14 protein-coding genes are annotated in these 13907 nt (G+C 49.3%); 5 read left to right on the plus strand and 9 right to left on the minus strand.

Going from position 1 to position 13907, the window contains the following annotated elements; translation table 11 throughout:
- Nucleotides 1-214: 214 nt before the first annotated feature.
- The 3 genes from CPY98_RS20740 (at nucleotide 215) to CPY98_RS20750 (ending at nucleotide 2652) form a co-directional block, all read left to right on the plus strand.
- Entirely contained in the window at nucleotides 215-1048 is an 834-nt protein-coding gene (locus CPY98_RS20740; RefSeq protein WP_096388693.1) for an ABC transporter substrate-binding protein, read from the plus strand.
- Nucleotides 1049-1175: 127 nt separating this feature from the next.
- Nucleotides 1176-1916, plus strand: a complete 741-nt coding sequence (locus CPY98_RS20745) for an amino acid ABC transporter permease (protein WP_025797370.1) — start codon at nucleotides 1176-1178, stop codon at nucleotides 1914-1916.
- A gap of 1 nt (nucleotide 1917) precedes the next feature.
- Nucleotides 1918-2652 (plus strand): amino acid ABC transporter permease, encoded by a 735-nt coding sequence (locus CPY98_RS20750; protein WP_096388694.1) that lies wholly within the window; start codon nucleotides 1918-1920, stop codon nucleotides 2650-2652.
- Nucleotides 2653-2654: 2 nt separating this feature from the next.
- Here CPY98_RS20750 and yieH read toward each other — a convergent pair whose 3' ends face one another.
- Nucleotides 2655-3320, minus strand: coding sequence for a 6-phosphogluconate phosphatase (gene yieH, locus CPY98_RS20755; RefSeq protein ID WP_043489964.1), 666 nt, complete (start codon nucleotides 3318-3320; stop codon nucleotides 2655-2657).
- Nucleotides 3321-3391: 71 nt separating this feature from the next.
- On the minus strand, nucleotides 3392-5167 hold the full coding sequence (gene adeD / locus CPY98_RS20760; RefSeq protein WP_096388695.1) for an adenine deaminase: 1776 nt from the start codon (nucleotides 5165-5167) through the stop codon (nucleotides 3392-3394).
- 219 nt (nucleotides 5168-5386) lie between these two features.
- On the opposite strand from adeD, the gene CPY98_RS20765 reads away from it, so the two are divergent.
- Nucleotides 5387-6724, plus strand: a complete 1338-nt coding sequence (locus CPY98_RS20765; RefSeq protein WP_025797361.1) for an NCS2 family permease — start codon at nucleotides 5387-5389, stop codon at nucleotides 6722-6724.
- A gap of 128 nt (nucleotides 6725-6852) precedes the next feature.
- Here the strand turns inward: CPY98_RS20765 and CPY98_RS20770 are convergent, their stop codons facing one another.
- Together CPY98_RS20770 and CPY98_RS20775 are read right to left on the minus strand one after the other, a co-directional pair.
- On the minus strand, nucleotides 6853-7419 hold the full coding sequence (locus tag CPY98_RS20770) for an NADPH-dependent FMN reductase (RefSeq protein ID WP_040045280.1): 567 nt from the start codon (nucleotides 7417-7419) through the stop codon (nucleotides 6853-6855).
- Nucleotides 7420-7518: 99 nt separating this feature from the next.
- Complete coding sequence (locus tag CPY98_RS20775) at nucleotides 7519-8253, minus strand: 4'-phosphopantetheinyl transferase superfamily protein (protein WP_025797358.1); 735 nt, start codon at nucleotides 8251-8253, stop codon at nucleotides 7519-7521.
- 452 nt (nucleotides 8254-8705) lie between these two features.
- Here CPY98_RS20775 and CPY98_RS20780 point away from each other — a divergent pair, with 452 nt between their 5' ends.
- Nucleotides 8706-9227, plus strand: a complete 522-nt coding sequence (locus CPY98_RS20780; RefSeq protein WP_226930103.1) for a TVP38/TMEM64 family protein — start codon at nucleotides 8706-8708, stop codon at nucleotides 9225-9227.
- Between the two features lie 34 nt (nucleotides 9228-9261).
- Here the strand turns inward: CPY98_RS20780 and mnmE are convergent, their stop codons facing one another.
- The 5 genes from mnmE to rpmH all read right to left on the minus strand — a co-directional run bounded on the left by mnmE (nucleotide 9262) and on the right by rpmH (nucleotide 13145).
- Nucleotides 9262-10626, minus strand: a complete 1365-nt coding sequence (gene mnmE / locus CPY98_RS20785; protein WP_025797354.1) for a tRNA uridine-5-carboxymethylaminomethyl(34) synthesis GTPase MnmE — start codon at nucleotides 10624-10626, stop codon at nucleotides 9262-9264.
- Between the two features lie 146 nt (nucleotides 10627-10772).
- The gene (gene yidC, locus CPY98_RS20790; RefSeq protein WP_043489972.1) at nucleotides 10773-12407 is read right to left on the minus strand and encodes a membrane protein insertase YidC; all 1635 of its coding nucleotides are present in this window, start codon (nucleotides 12405-12407) and stop codon (nucleotides 10773-10775) included.
- A gap of 1 nt (nucleotide 12408) precedes the next feature.
- Nucleotides 12409-12666 (minus strand): membrane protein insertion efficiency factor YidD, encoded by a 258-nt coding sequence (yidD, locus tag CPY98_RS20795; protein WP_008815724.1) that lies wholly within the window; start codon nucleotides 12664-12666, stop codon nucleotides 12409-12411.
- Entirely contained in the window at nucleotides 12630-12989 is a 360-nt protein-coding gene (rnpA, locus tag CPY98_RS20800) for a ribonuclease P protein component (RefSeq protein WP_004093963.1), read from the minus strand. The genes yidD and rnpA overlap by 37 nt, the downstream gene beginning before the upstream one ends.
- A 15-nt stretch (nucleotides 12990-13004) precedes the next feature.
- Nucleotides 13005-13145, minus strand: coding sequence for a 50S ribosomal protein L34 (gene rpmH / locus CPY98_RS20805; protein WP_025797346.1), 141 nt, complete (start codon nucleotides 13143-13145; stop codon nucleotides 13005-13007).
- Nucleotides 13146-13907 lie beyond the last annotated feature (762 nt).

Raw genomic sequence — 13907 nt, forward strand, 5'->3', positions numbered from 1 at the left:
TACTCATGCTGACTGGCGGACGAAACCTTTCACTGTTCCATCATAGACGGCTTCTTAACCAGACTAAAACCTCACCCTCTTACAACAAATTCATCTATCCATATCCTCTAATAGTATTTCCAGTTCTATGTGGGTTAAGCGTAATTTAATCCTGTCGCTAAAAATAAAGCCGCAAAAACATACTTCTGGGCACAATACCTTTAGGAGCTTTTCCATGAAGCAACGCGTTCTCGTTCTGTCCTTGTTAGCCAGCCTTTCCGCTGTTTCTGGTTTGGCTCATGCCGATAAACTCGATGATATTCAAAAGGCTGGCGTTGTGCGTATCGCCGTTTTTGATAGCAATCCGCCGTTTGGTTATGTCGATCCACAAACCAAAAAGCTGGTGGGTTATGACGTAGACGTTGCCGATGCCATCGGTAAAGCGTTGGGCGTGAAAGTTGAACTGCGTGCTACCAACCCTGCTAACCGAATTCCACTATTAGCGTCTAAAAAAGTCGATTTGATCGCAGCGAACTTCACCATTACGCCAGAGCGCGCCAAAGAGGTGAATTTCAGCGTGCCGTATTTCCGTACGGGACAAAAATTCATTGCCCACAAAGGCGTGCTGAAAGAGCCTGACGATATCGCCAAGCTGCGTATCGGCGCTGATAAAGGCACCGTGCAGGAAATTACGCTACGCGATAAATATCCAACCGCTAAAGTGATCTCCTACGATGACACGCCGCTGGCGTTTGCCGCACTGAGAAACGGCAACGTTCAGGCGATTACCCAAGACGATGCCAAACTGGTCGGGCTGTTAGCCAACGTGCCGGAAGCAGCAAAAGCTGATTTTGAAATCTCACCTTTCAGCATCACCAAAGAGTATCAAGGCATTGGTTTGCCAAAAGGCGAAGATCGTCTGACGACTAAAGTGAATACCGTGTTGGAAGGTCTGGAGAAAGATGGTCAGGCTGAGAAAATTTACGATCGCTGGTTTGGCCCAGAAACAAAATCTGCCCAGCCACGTGGTGATTTTAAAATTGGCCCTGTTGATATCAGCAAGTCCTAATCCATTCTGAATAAGTGCGGCCGCGCTGCTGTGTCTAGGCGTGGTCGCATTTCCCGTATGACTTGGAATAGCTGTTATCGAGGCAGCTATTCCAAGTGGTTTGGGAATATCGCGATCGGTGAGCATGATGAACGGACAATCTTTTTACGATGTAATTCTGGCACCGCAGTATCTGCATTGGCTGTGGTCTGGGTTTCTGATTACGCTGGCTATATCAGCGTGTACGGTCGTTCTTGCTACCTTGCTTGGCCTGATATTAGCGGCGTTGCGTGATAGTCCACAGCGTTGGCTGAGTTTGCCGGTTGTGGCCTACAGCTCGGTTTTCCGCAACACGCCGCTGCTGGTTCAGCTCTTTTTCTGGTACTTCGGTGCGGGACAGCTTCTACCGTCCGTTGTGATGCAGTGGCTAAATACGCCGCATGAATGGGTGATTGGTGGATGGACTCTCGCATGGCCGTCGTTTGAGTTTTTGGCCGGTTTAGTTGGCCTGACGCTGTATTCCGCAGCGTTTATTTCTGAAGAGATCCGCGCAGGAATTCGCGGTGTGGCAAGCGGGCAAAAACAGGCCTCGCAGGCGCTAGGACTTAGCCTTTGGCAGAGCATGCGTTATGTCGTACTGCCGCAGGCGGTAAAGATTGCTATGCCGCCGCTATTAGGGCAGTACATGAATATCATCAAGAACTCTTCGTTAACCATGGCTATCGGTGTGGCGGAGCTTTCGTATGCTTCACGGCAGGTTGAGACCGAAACGCTAAAAACATTCCAAGCGTTTGGCGTTGCGACCCTACTGTACGTATTAATTATTGCGCTGATGGAAGGTTGGGGCATGTGGTACCAGCAGCGTCGTCGGATGCAGGAGCGCTATTAGAATGGATTTCACCGTTATTCACGATAACCTCAGCTATCTGCTGTGGGGGCAATTTCCCGATGGCCCCTTAGGCGGTGCCGCGTTAACGCTGGTAATGAGCCTGATTGCCGGGCTGATTTCTGCCGTGTTGGGCACGCTGCTGGGGATTTGCTTGGCGATGTCGCGGGGTTGGCTGGGTGCTGCCTTAGCAACGGTGCTGGGTTTTTTCCGCGCTATTCCGGTTATCATGCTGATCTTCTGGACTTACTTCCTTCTCCCGATCGTCTTTGGCGTTGATATCCCCGAGATCACCACGGTGGTTTGCGCGCTAGCATTGATCGCCTCAGCCTATCTGGCTCATGCCGTTGCGGCTGGGATACACGCTGTAGGGCGTGGACAATGGCAGGCTGGGCTTTCTCTGGGGTTAAATCGCTGGCAGGTTTTGGGCAATGTGGTGTTGCCTCAGGCACTGCGCATGATGGTGCCATCATTTATCAATCAATGGATTTCATTAATTAAGGATACTTCGCTGGCGTATATCGTGGGCGTGAGCGAGTTGACGTTCCTCGCCACGCAGGTTAATAACCGCAGCATGGTGTATCCGATGGAAGTGTTTATGTTTGTGGCAGGTGTCTATTTTGTAATGTGCCTTGCGTTAGATGTGGCAGCAAACCAGCTAAGTCGGCGTTTTACGTCGCAAAATATCGTAGTAAAACGCCGCTGGTGGCAGTTGAAGCCTGCGTTACCGGCAAGCTAAAACTATTTGGTCAGCGACCAACCACGCTCACGCCATAGCTCTGGTAGCAGGCTGAGATCGTCAAAAGAGGTCACCAGTGGATGCTCAATGACCGGATTGTGCGCGTCGCCGCAGTAGTAGAACACCGGAATACCGGCGGCAATACCCGATTGCACGCCTGATGGTGAATCATCCACTAAAATACACTCTTTAATATCGACGCCCATCTCTTTGGCTGCGTGGAACATCAGGTCAGGGTCGGGCTTCCAGCTCTGAATATCGTAGCCGCTGTAGAGTCGGTCACCAAAATAGTCCAGCATTCCCGTTGAGCCCAATGAGTTCTGCATTTTGCTGACCGGTCCATTGGACGTGGTGCACATCGGCACTGTTATCTGTGACAGCAACGATTCTGCATGGGGAATCGGCTTCAACTCAGTGGTAAAGAGGCGAGCGACTTCGTCGCGGTAAATTTGCTCCATTTCATCACGATCGGACTCGAAAGCATGTTCTTGTTTGATGCGCTCGATGATCTCGTAGAGCTTAACGCCTTTGAATTCCTTGAAAACGCGATCCAATGACAGATGTACACCGTAATGGGCGAACATATGAACGTAAGCTTTGCTGCACAGATATTCGCTATCAACCAGCGTGCCGTCACAGTCGAAGAAAATACAATTAATAGATGTCATTGGGCTTCCTTGTTTTTCATGGCAAGCGGCAGCCTAGCGCTGCCGTCGTCAGAGATAAACCAGTGCCCAGTTTAATCGCTTAAGACAGAAAAGCGAGTCTCAGTAAATGCGAAGCGATCGACGTCAAACAACCCTAAGCTGGTTAATTTCAGTGAAGGAATGACCGGCAAAGATAAAAACGCCATCTGAATAAACGGCTCATTTAGCGTCACGCCACAGCGGCGGCAGGCATTTTTCAGATGGGTGATATCGTCAGCGATCTCTGCTGCCGGTTTGTCACTCATCAAGCCTGCAATAGGCAGCGAAAGGTGACTTTTTACCTCGCCCTCATCGGCGACGCATAAGCCGCCACCTTGTGAAATCAACTGGTTAACGGCGATAGCCATATCGCGCGCATGATGACCGATCACCACGATGTTGTGGCTATCATGGCTTACGGTTGCCGCCATGGCTCCGCGTTTAAGGCCAAAGTTTTGTAGCAAACCTAAGGCGGGCGGTTTTTGATGACCGTAGCGTTCCATGACCGCAATTTTGCAGACATCATCGTGATCGAAACGCTCGCCCTGCCAAATAACGGGAAGCTCGCAGGTAATCAGTTCATTTGGGATCACCTGTATTGCCCGATAGCGTTCCCCGCTTTCCAATGGAAGCGTAAGCGCAGATTCATCAACCGGCGTGCGTTGAATTGTATTTTGTGTTGGTGGCTGAGTTTGCTGATAACGCTGTTCGATCGTGGCGGTGAGTTGTTGGGCATCAACCCGTTTTCCTCCAGCAATCACCTGCTGAATTTCAACCTGCTGCACATCATTGAGTAAAACGATATCCGCTCTTTTGCCTGGAGCAATAAGCCCCAGACGTTTTAAGCCGAAATGCCGTGCCGGAGACCAGCTTGCGACGCGGTAGGCAACATGAGCCGGTATGTTGTGCTGATTGATTAGGCGATGAATGAGGGCGTTGATATGGCCTTCATGCGCAATCTCCCACGGGTTGCGATCGTCAGTACAGAGCATGCATTGTGGGCTACTAAATTCAGTAATCAGCGGCGCTAGCGTATCTAGATTGCGTGCAGCGGAGCCCTCTCGCATCATGAGCGCCATCCCCAGAGACAGTTTTTCGCGCCCTTCTTGTAGCATGAGTGTTTCGTGGCAGTTTTCTACGCCAGCCGCCAGATACCCGTTAAGGTCTTTGCCGCTTAACATGGGGCTGTGGCCATCAAGGGTTAAATGGCGAAAGGCATCCAGCTTGTCCATGATGTCGCTGTCCCCAGCAATCACGCCGGGAAAGTTCATCATTTCTGCCAGCCCAAGGACATGCGAGTGATCGCGGTATTTCAGCATTTCATCTAAGGGAAACTCGGCTCCGTTGATGTCGCTACCGGCCAGCGCGGGCACGCATGAGCTAATTTGCACGAACTGATTTTGTTGCGCCTGCTCCGCACAGCGCAAAAACCATTCCAACCCTTGTTTACCCATCACGTTCACAATCTCGTGCGGGTCGCAGACGATGCTGGTCACACCCAATGGTAACGTTGCGCTTTCAAACGTTATTGGCGTCATCATGCTAGATTCAATATGCAGGTGGGAATCAATAAATCCCGGTACTGCAATAGCATTATTGGCGTCAATTCTGCGATGAGCTACAGCACCGGCATAGGCAGGACCGATGCCCGCAATATTTGCACCACAAATGACAATAGGACCCAGCAGTTCGCCACCGTTTATCAGATCGAGGATACGAACATTGTCAATAATGCAGTCAGCGGCCTCATCGCCGCGTGAAACGGCCAGAAGGCGGATCATTTCTTCACGCGAAAGCGATTGCGTATGCTTATTATTTATCCCTTCCATGTTAATTCACGTTCCTTGAAATTGTTTTTATCATATTGATATTAATATTTTTTTATCTATATAAACGCATTATATGAGAGCCTAAATAGGTCTACGTGACACCGCTCACTAAAATGACGAGTAAAAAAACATCTAGAAATCTGTGTGACGGGGATCATTATTTAGCGCTTTTGGTATAGGATACTCTCCCAAAGCCAATATCCATCCGGATTTAATAGAATGAATAATTCAACTTCAAACTCTGCTCAAGGGCAGGGGCTGTTTGAGCGTGTCTTCAAATTGCAGGAGCATGGCACCACCGCAAGGACTGAGGTGATCGCCGGTATCACCACGTTTTTGACCATGGTGTATATCGTTTTCGTCAACCCGCAAATCCTCGGCGCTGCAGGTATGGATACACAGGCTGTATTCGTTACCACCTGTCTGATCGCTGCTTTCGGTAGTATTTTCATGGGGCTGCTGGCTAACTTACCGGTCGCGCTGGCTCCTGCTATGGGGCTGAATGCCTTCTTTGCCTTTGTTGTTGTTGGCGCTATGGGGCTGACATGGCAGGTTGGTATGGGCGCTATTTTCTGGGGTGCCGTTGGCCTATTGTTGCTGACCATCTTCCGCATCCGTTACTGGATGATTGCGAATATCCCGATGAGCCTGCGCGTGGGTATCACCAGCGGTATTGGTTTGTTTATCGCGATGATGGGTCTGAAAAATGCCGGAATCGTTGTGCCAAACAAAGATACGTTGGTTGCGGTTGGAAACCTGACCTCGCATAGCGTTCTGCTGGGCGCTTTGGGTTTCTTTATCATCGCGATTTTGTCCTCTCGTAGCTTCCATGCCGCCGTATTGGTTTCCATCGTGGTGACCACGCTTATCGGCTGGGCGCTGGGTGATGTGCAGTATTCCGGTTTGTTCTCCATGCCGCCGAATATTACCAGCGTCGTGGGTCAGGTTGATTTATCTGGCGCGTTAAATATTGGTCTGGCGGGCGTGATTTTCTCCTTCATGCTGGTAAACCTGTTCGACTCTTCTGGCACATTGATTGGTGTAACTGATAAAGCTGGGCTGGCGGATAAGAGCGGTAAATTCCCACGCATGAAACAGGCGCTGTATGTCGATAGCATCAGCTCTGTTGTTGGTTCTTTCATTGGTACGTCTTCGGTGACGGCCTATATCGAGAGTACCTCAGGTGTTTCCGTGGGGGGCCGTACAGGCTTAACTGCGGTAGTCGTCGGCATTCTGTTCCTGCTGGTGATTTTCCTTTCGCCGCTGGCGGGAATGGTTCCTGCTTATGCTGCGGCAGGCGCGCTGATTTATGTGGGCGTATTGATGACGTCTAGCCTGTCTCGCGTGAAGTGGGATGATTTGACTGAAGCTGTACCGGCGTTTATCACTGCGGTCATGATGCCGTTTAGCTTCTCGATCACGGAAGGTATCGCGCTTGGCTTTATCTCTTATTGCATCATGAAGTTAGGCACCGGCCGCTGGCGTGAAATTAGCCCATGCGTGGTGATTGTGGCGCTGCTGTTTGTGCTGAAGATTGTATTTGTTGATGCGCATTAATCGCGCTTGAAGTAAGCCCCTCAGAAGATCCCGTTTGCTGGGATTAGCCTCTCCCTGAGAAGAGAGAGGCTGGGAAGGGGCTTTTTAGTTCTGCTTACCCATTCACTTTTCTATCAATCACTTCTCTATCAACCGACGCGGCGCACATAATCTGCAAATGCAGATAGCTGTTTGCCTAAGAACTCAATGGTTGACGTATCCGTTAACGTGCCCTTCTGCTCATCCACTTTGCTCTGGATCACGCCACCCATAAACTCAGGTTTGTTCATCACCTGACAGTCTAAGAACACCAAAATCTGGCGCAGATGGTATTGGCAGCGCGCACCGCCAACTGGGCCCATTGAGCTGGTTTGGATCGCCACAGGCTTTCCAGCTAACGGCTGATTTGGCAGACGAGAGATCCAATCGATAGCGTTTTTCAGACCACCTGGAACAGAATAGTTATATTCAGGGGTGACGATGATAACGCCATCAGCCTGACGAATTTGCTCGGCAATCGCCTCAATTTGAGCAGGGAAGCCTTCATCCTGTTGGCGATCTGCGTCATAGAGAGGGATATCGCGAATGGATGGTAATGCTTCAATGGTTACGCCTTCAGGCGCTAAGCCCGGTAGCGCATTGGCGACGATCCCATTGTAGGAACCTTTACGTAGGCTACCGAGTAAAGTGACAATTTTCAGTGGTTTATCTGACATAAGTTCTCCATTTCTTGATGTAATATAACCGGATATGTAGAACTCATCTTAGATCAATAATCAATCATAGAGTAGATAAGTTGTTATCAGACTTATCATTTAAGCCGTTTGTATTGGCGTGTTGCTGGTAAAGCGCAAATAGGATGCGGACTCTTTTAACTCAGCCTGCTTCTCTGCGGTGATATTGACCAGCTGGTTTTCTTCTTGATCCATCAACCAATAATTAAGCTGTCCCAACGTGGGTGATTTACTGCATGCCCACGCGATCTCACCTTGTATCGCGCTAATGGTTTCGACCTGCGGTGTGACCGTTGAGCGCAGTTTTCCTGCGCCCGGTAAAAGGCGTAGCGTTTGCAAACCGCTGGTACCCAGCCCTGAGATCTTAAGAACCGATTCACGGATAGCCCAAAGCTGAGTTGTTGCTTCCAAGCGATCGGCTTGCCCATCGATCCAAATTTTTTCGCCGCTGGTAATATACTGTTGCTGAAGATGAATAAAGCCGCCCTGACGCGCTCGGATAATTTCGACGTCCATACCGACTTTCCCGTTGGTGCCAAGCATCAATGCGATGACGCTACCCGCGTACCCCAAGCTAAAGTCGGGAAGTGTTGGATCAACAAAGCACGGCCTTCCGCTGGGCGCAACGGCCAAGCGCGGTAATTTTTCATAGCCATAAAGCTGAAACATGAGCTCAGCAAGCAATGCTCGGCCATGCAAAAAACGTTCACGGCGTTTAGGCGAGTAGTGAAGCGAGGTGGTGATCAGATCGTCGGTGAGACGATGCACGTTTAAAGCTTGGTTGGATAGATACCACCAAGCAAAATGATTATCCATAGTCGCTCCCTGATTTACGGATGAATTGGTGGATATACCCGTGATATTTCAAGCTGCATTTTTATTGGCTGCGTGACTTGTCGCCTCAGTGCAGCTCGAATTATTTAGGGTATATACGTAACGTACTAACTATAGCGTAAGCTTTTTTTGCTCATGAGATTATTTATCTTCGTCGAATATTTAGTAACTCGATTTTGTATGAACTGTGCAACAGCGCACTGATTTCGCTGATAAATTTGACGCAGACTATGACCTTAAACGATTATATGTAGGTAAATATCAAGTAGAACAAGGGGTTGGAATGGTGATGCAAAAGAAGTCTTAAACGAGGGATTGGCCTGCTGGTTTTGCTGGCTCTGATTATCCTTTTACATAACAGCCCCCTAGCTGACGTGTTATCGCACGTTGAGTCGTTACAACAGTGGGTGAGTTCGCATGGCTGGTGGGGGGTTTTGGCTTATATTCTCTTGTTTGTTATCACTTCACTCTTCCTATTCCCAGGAAGCGTGTTAGTCATCGCCGGAGGTGTCGTTTTCGGGGTGTTTTACGGAACGATCATCTCATTATTTGCCGCTACTCTGGCTTCTTCGCTCTCATTTTTAGTCGCCAGATATTTAGGCCGTGCTTGGCTATTACACCGCTTTGGTGGAAATCAAAAATTTGAGCAGATTGAGCGAGGTATTCAGCGCTATGGCGTGGATTTTTTGATTTTTACCCGCTTGATTCCGCTTTTTCCCTACAATATTCAAAACTATGCCTATGGGTTAACGGCGATATCTTTTTGGCGCTACAGCGTCGTTTCCTGTTTAACCATTCTGCCGGGAACGTTCATATTCACGTTTATGGCCAGTGAACTGGCTGAAAATGGGATTACGCTAAATGTAACGCTAAAACTCGTCTTGTGCGGCCTGCTGTTGTTTGTTTTGACACAGATAACCCGTAGGGTTTTCAGTAAGCGGTTTGCGAAAAAATAAAACCCGCCAATGGCGGGTTTTTGAACAGAAGTGATCACTTACCAATGCAGAAACTAGAGAAAATGCGGCCCAGCAAATCATCTGAGGTGAACTCGCCGGTAATCTCACTAAGCGCCTGCTGAGCAAGACGCAGCTCTTCAGCAAGTAATTCACCTGCATAAGCACTTACAAGCTGTTCCTTGCCCTGTTCAAGGTGTTCTGCGGCGGTTTCAAGCGCCTGAAGGTGACGGCGACGAGCTAAGAAGCCACCTTCCATGTTGCTTGTAAAGCCCATGCTCTGCTTGAGATGGTCGCGCAGGACATCGATGCCTTCACCGGTTCGTGCAGAGAGCCTAATAAGTGAGTAACCATTTACTTCGCTGAGCCCCAGAGCTTCTCCGGTCATATCGGCTTTGTTGCGAACAACGGTGATTGGCAACGTTTTTGGCAAACGAGCCATAAACTCAGGCCAGATGCTGGCAGGTTCAATCGCGTCAGTTGTGGTGCCATCAACCATGAATAGTACGCGGTCGGCTTGTTCGATCTCATTCCATGCACGTTCGATACCGATGCGTTCAACTTCATCGCTGGCTTCGCGCAAGCCTGCGGTATCAATGATGTGTAGCGGCATGCCGTCAATATGAATGTGTTCACGTAGGACGTCACGCGTGGTACCCGCGATGTCGGTGACGATAGCAGCTTCGCGTCCCGCCAGTGCGTTTAGCAGGCTGGATTTACCGGCGTTCGGGCGGCCAGCGATCACCACCTTCATCCCTTCACGCAGCAAACTTCCCTGACGCGCTTCGGCACGCACGGCCTGCAGCTCTCCCATAACGCCGTTTAACTGCGCTTCAATTTTACCGTCTGAGAGAAAATCGATCTCTTCATCGGGGAAGTCGATAGCGGCTTCAACAAAGATACGCAGATGAGTTAGCGCTTCTACCAGCTGATTAACGCGATTGGAAAATGCGCCTTGAAGTGAATTTACCGCCGAGCGGGCAGCCTGTTCGGAGCTAGCATCGATGAGGTCGGCAATGGCTTCGGCCTGCGCTAAATCGAGTTTGTCATTGAGAAATGCGCGCTCAGAGAACTCTCCCGGGCGGGCAATGCGAACTTCTGGCATCTGTAGAATGCGTTTTAGTAGCAGATCGAGGATAACGGGGCCACCATGGCCTTGCAGTTCAAGAACGTCTTCACCGGTGAAAGAGTTTGGCCCGGGGAAGTACAACGCGATCCCCTGATCCAGCACGCTGCCATCGGTATCTTTAAACGGTAGATAATCTGCATAGCGTGGCTTAGGTAATTTACCCAGCAATGCCATAGCGACTTCTTTAGCCTGACGTCCTGATACGCGCAGAATGCCTACGCCGCCGCGTCCCGGAGGGGTTGCTTGGGCAACGATGGTGTCGGATTGGCTCATAGTCATACTCTCTCGTTACTAAATTGAAATACGTACCCACCATAGACCTTCATGCTGAGACGACGATAGGTCAATGAGGTCATAAAACAGGGCATAAAAAAAGGCGGTCAATTGACCGCCTTACTCAACTCATATCATCGCGTGGATTATGATTTTTTCTTGTCGCGGCTGTGTAGGCCACGTTTCTCAAGACCACGGTAGATCAGCTGTTGCTGGAGGATGGTCACCAGGTTGCTGACGATATAGTACAGCACCAGACCTGATGGGAACCACAAGAAGAACACCGTGAAGATGACCGGCATAAAGGTCATGATCTTCTGCTGCATCGGGTCAGTTACTGTGGTTGGCGACATCTTCTGAATGAAGAACATCGTGATACCCATCAGAATTGGCAAGATGTAGTACGGGTCTTGTGCGGCTAAGTCATGGATCCACAGTGCGAACGGCGCTTGACGCAGTTCCACCGAGCCCATCAGCATGTAATACAGTGCCAGGAAGATAGGCATCTGAATCACTAGTGGGAGACAACCACCCAGCGGGTTAACTTTCTCTGACTTGTACAGCGCCATCATTTCTTGGCTCATGCGCTGTTTGTCGTCACCAATACGCTCACGCATTGCGGCCAGTTTCGGCTGCAGCATGCGCATTTTCGCCATGGAGGTGTACTGCGCTTTAGTCAGCGGGTACATGATGCCACGAACGATGAAGGTGATAACGATAATCGAGAAGCCCCAGTTACCGATAAAGCTGTGGATGAACTGCAGTAGCTTAAACAGTGGCTGAGAAATGAACCACAACCATCCGTAGTCTACGGTCAAGTCCAAGTGTGGTGCCACGGCAGCCATATCACTCTGGATTTCAGGACCAACCCACAGGGTTGCGTTCAAGTTTTTCTCAGTACCCGGAGCAACAACGACAGGCTCGGCTTTAAAGCCAATCGTCGATAGTCCGTTACCCAGATTAGCGGTATAGAACTGGTTAGTACCGTTTGTCTCTGGGATCCATGCGGTTGCAAAGTACTGCTGCAACATGGCAACCCAACCGCCTTTAGTGGTGATATTCAGCGGGTCTTTATCAAACGCGTACTTCTGATATTTATCATCGCTTGAAGAGTATGCCGCACCACGGAAGGTGTGCAGAGCAAAGTTGCTGCTGCCTGTATCTTTGTGTTTTGGCAGGTCAATAGACTGCTTCAACTGACCGAACAGAGTCAGATCCAACGGCTGTGCGCTGGCGTTCTTAACTTTGTAGTCCACGCCAATGGCGTAGTCACCGCGTTTAAGAACGAAGGTCTTGGTATAGACCACGCCGTCTTTCGCCGTGTACGTCAAAGGAATACGCAGCTCGTCCTGACCATTGACCAGTTCGAAGCTGGTTTGATCGGCGGCGTACAGAGGACGGTCACCGTTAGCTGGATTGTCTGGACCATTTTTACCTGTCAGGCCGCTTTGAGCCTGATAGATGAAGTTTGGTGTAGTTTCTAACAGCTGGAAAGGCTGGTCAGAACCTAAAGTAGCTGGATACGCCAACAGGTTAGCCTGTTCGATATCACCACCACGGGTGTTAATGGTCAAAGACAGCACATCAGTCTTAACCGTAATCAGTTTACCCTGGCCACTTTCTGGCACAGCCTGGCTAGATGCATCGGCTGTCGTGGTGTTCGCGGTCTGTCCTGCGGTCTGAGCGGTTGGCTGCGGATTGTTATCCGTTTGCCATGCTTGCCAGATCATGAAAGACACGAACAGCAGAGCGATGAGGAGTAGATTGCGTTGCGAATCCATCTTAATGTTCTCTGTTATCGTCAGTTTTCGGCGGCACGGGATCATCACCACCTGGGTTCAATGGGTGGCATTTTAATACGCGTTTCAGTGTCAACCAACTGCCTTTTATCATCCCAAACCTGCTCAATGCCTCAATTCCGTACTGTGAGCAGGTTGGTCTGAAACGACAATGCGGTCCGAGCAGCGGACTAATGAAAAGCTGATACCCGCGTATCAGCTTTATTAGGATACGCGAGCTTGCCGACAATGACGACGCCATAACTTTTCCAAAATCTCTGTCAGCGCCCGATTATCGAGCTCCTGAACCCCTTTTTTAGCAATTACCACAAAATCCATGGCAGGCAGCGAATGTTGGCTTAAACGGAAGCTCTCACGCGTTAGACGTTTGATCCGGTTACGCTCATGCGCACGCTTGACATATTTTTTGGCGACTGTAAGACCGATGCGGGGATGCCCCAGCGTGTTCATACGGCCGAGTATGGTAATTTGAGGAGTGCCGGCTCGTTGCGGTTGCTGGAAGACGAAATTGAAATGATTGGGAGTTAACAAACGTAACTCCCTAGGAAATGCTAGCTTAACCACAGAGGGTTAGCTTTATTACTTAGAAACGGTCAGACGAGTACGGCCTTTCGCACGACGGCGGGCCAGAACCAGACGACCATTTTTGGTTGCCATACGAGCACGGAAACCGTGTGAACGGTTACGTTTCAATACGGACGGTTGGAAAGTGCGTTTCATAGCGATTTCTACCTAAACTTAAATAATTACTGATCAGTAAACGCGTTTGGCTACTCGGCGTGAGAACGACCGACGCCTCAATCGCATATATAAAGAGGCGGGATTGTAATAATTGTACAGTCCTGAGTCAATTCTCATCGCAAGATAGCTCAACCGAATTTCACTAACGTGAGCCTCAATCACCGTCGCATCCCTAAATAGTCCCTAAGAGATACATAGGTTTGAGGCCTGTAAAAGTGACGAAAAAAAATCACTAAACAGAACTCAGGCGCAACGCGTGGGTGGGAAATTATACGGACTCCCTATCAAAGCGCAAGGATCTAACCAAGATCCTTCTGGATAAAGTGTAGATCCGTGATGATTTTATCACCCGCAAAATCTGAAAATAGTGGATCTGTGGGCTGTTTAACGCTGGACAAATCGCTTAAAAGCTTAAACTCCCTTTCTGAATGTTGCCTGTGGATAAAAACGATCTAATCTGTGCAGAAGGGGAGGATCTTCTGTGCGATTTAGGCTATGATCCGCCATTCCGATTGCGATCCAGATCTCTGGTGCATTGGAGATAATGAAATTTAATACATCGCATTTAAAAGCGATTCGTATGTGATGGTTTGCTTGTGGGTAACCTGTTTATGATCTTTTCATTTATTAAGATCTCAGCATCTTTTGTGCGGAACAGTGCCTTGACGAGGTTCAAACGATCACGTGCGTCAAAAAAAGTCAGTCTAAGTATCCTATTCATTTCTTTTTGATCTTGTTCGA

The organism is Hafnia sp. CBA7124 (assembly GCF_002355555.1).
Lineage (GTDB): Bacteria > Pseudomonadota > Gammaproteobacteria > Enterobacterales > Enterobacteriaceae > Hafnia > Hafnia alvei.

Excerpts from the sequence above, each read along its gene's own strand:
- adeD (WP_096388695.1), bottom strand. The coding sequence starts at position 5,167 with ATGGAAGGGATAAATAATAAGCATACGCAATCGCTTTCGCGTGAAGAA.
- CPY98_RS20770 (WP_040045280.1), bottom strand. The coding sequence starts at position 7,419 with ATGTCAGATAAACCACTGAAAATTGTCACTTTACTCGGTAGCCTACGT.
- CPY98_RS20740 (WP_096388693.1), top strand. The coding sequence starts at position 215 with ATGAAGCAACGCGTTCTCGTTCTGTCCTTGTTAGCCAGCCTTTCCGCT.
- rpmH (WP_025797346.1), bottom strand. The coding sequence starts at position 13,145 with ATGAAACGCACTTTCCAACCGTCCGTATTGAAACGTAACCGTTCACAC.
- mnmE (WP_025797354.1), bottom strand. The coding sequence starts at position 10,626 with ATGAGCCAATCCGACACCATCGTTGCCCAAGCAACCCCTCCGGGACGC.
- CPY98_RS20750 (WP_096388694.1), top strand. The coding sequence starts at position 1,918 with ATGGATTTCACCGTTATTCACGATAACCTCAGCTATCTGCTGTGGGGG.
- CPY98_RS20775 (WP_025797358.1), bottom strand. The coding sequence starts at position 8,253 with ATGGATAATCATTTTGCTTGGTGGTATCTATCCAACCAAGCTTTAAAC.
- yidC (WP_043489972.1), bottom strand. The coding sequence starts at position 12,407 with ATGGATTCGCAACGCAATCTACTCCTCATCGCTCTGCTGTTCGTGTCT.
- CPY98_RS20765 (WP_025797361.1), top strand. The coding sequence starts at position 5,387 with ATGAATAATTCAACTTCAAACTCTGCTCAAGGGCAGGGGCTGTTTGAG.
- yidD (WP_008815724.1), bottom strand. The coding sequence starts at position 12,666 with ATGGCGTCGTCATTGTCGGCAAGCTCGCGTATCCTAATAAAGCTGATA.
- yieH (WP_043489964.1), bottom strand. The coding sequence starts at position 3,320 with ATGACATCTATTAATTGTATTTTCTTCGACTGTGACGGCACGCTGGTT.
- CPY98_RS20745 (WP_025797370.1), top strand. The coding sequence starts at position 1,176 with ATGAACGGACAATCTTTTTACGATGTAATTCTGGCACCGCAGTATCTG.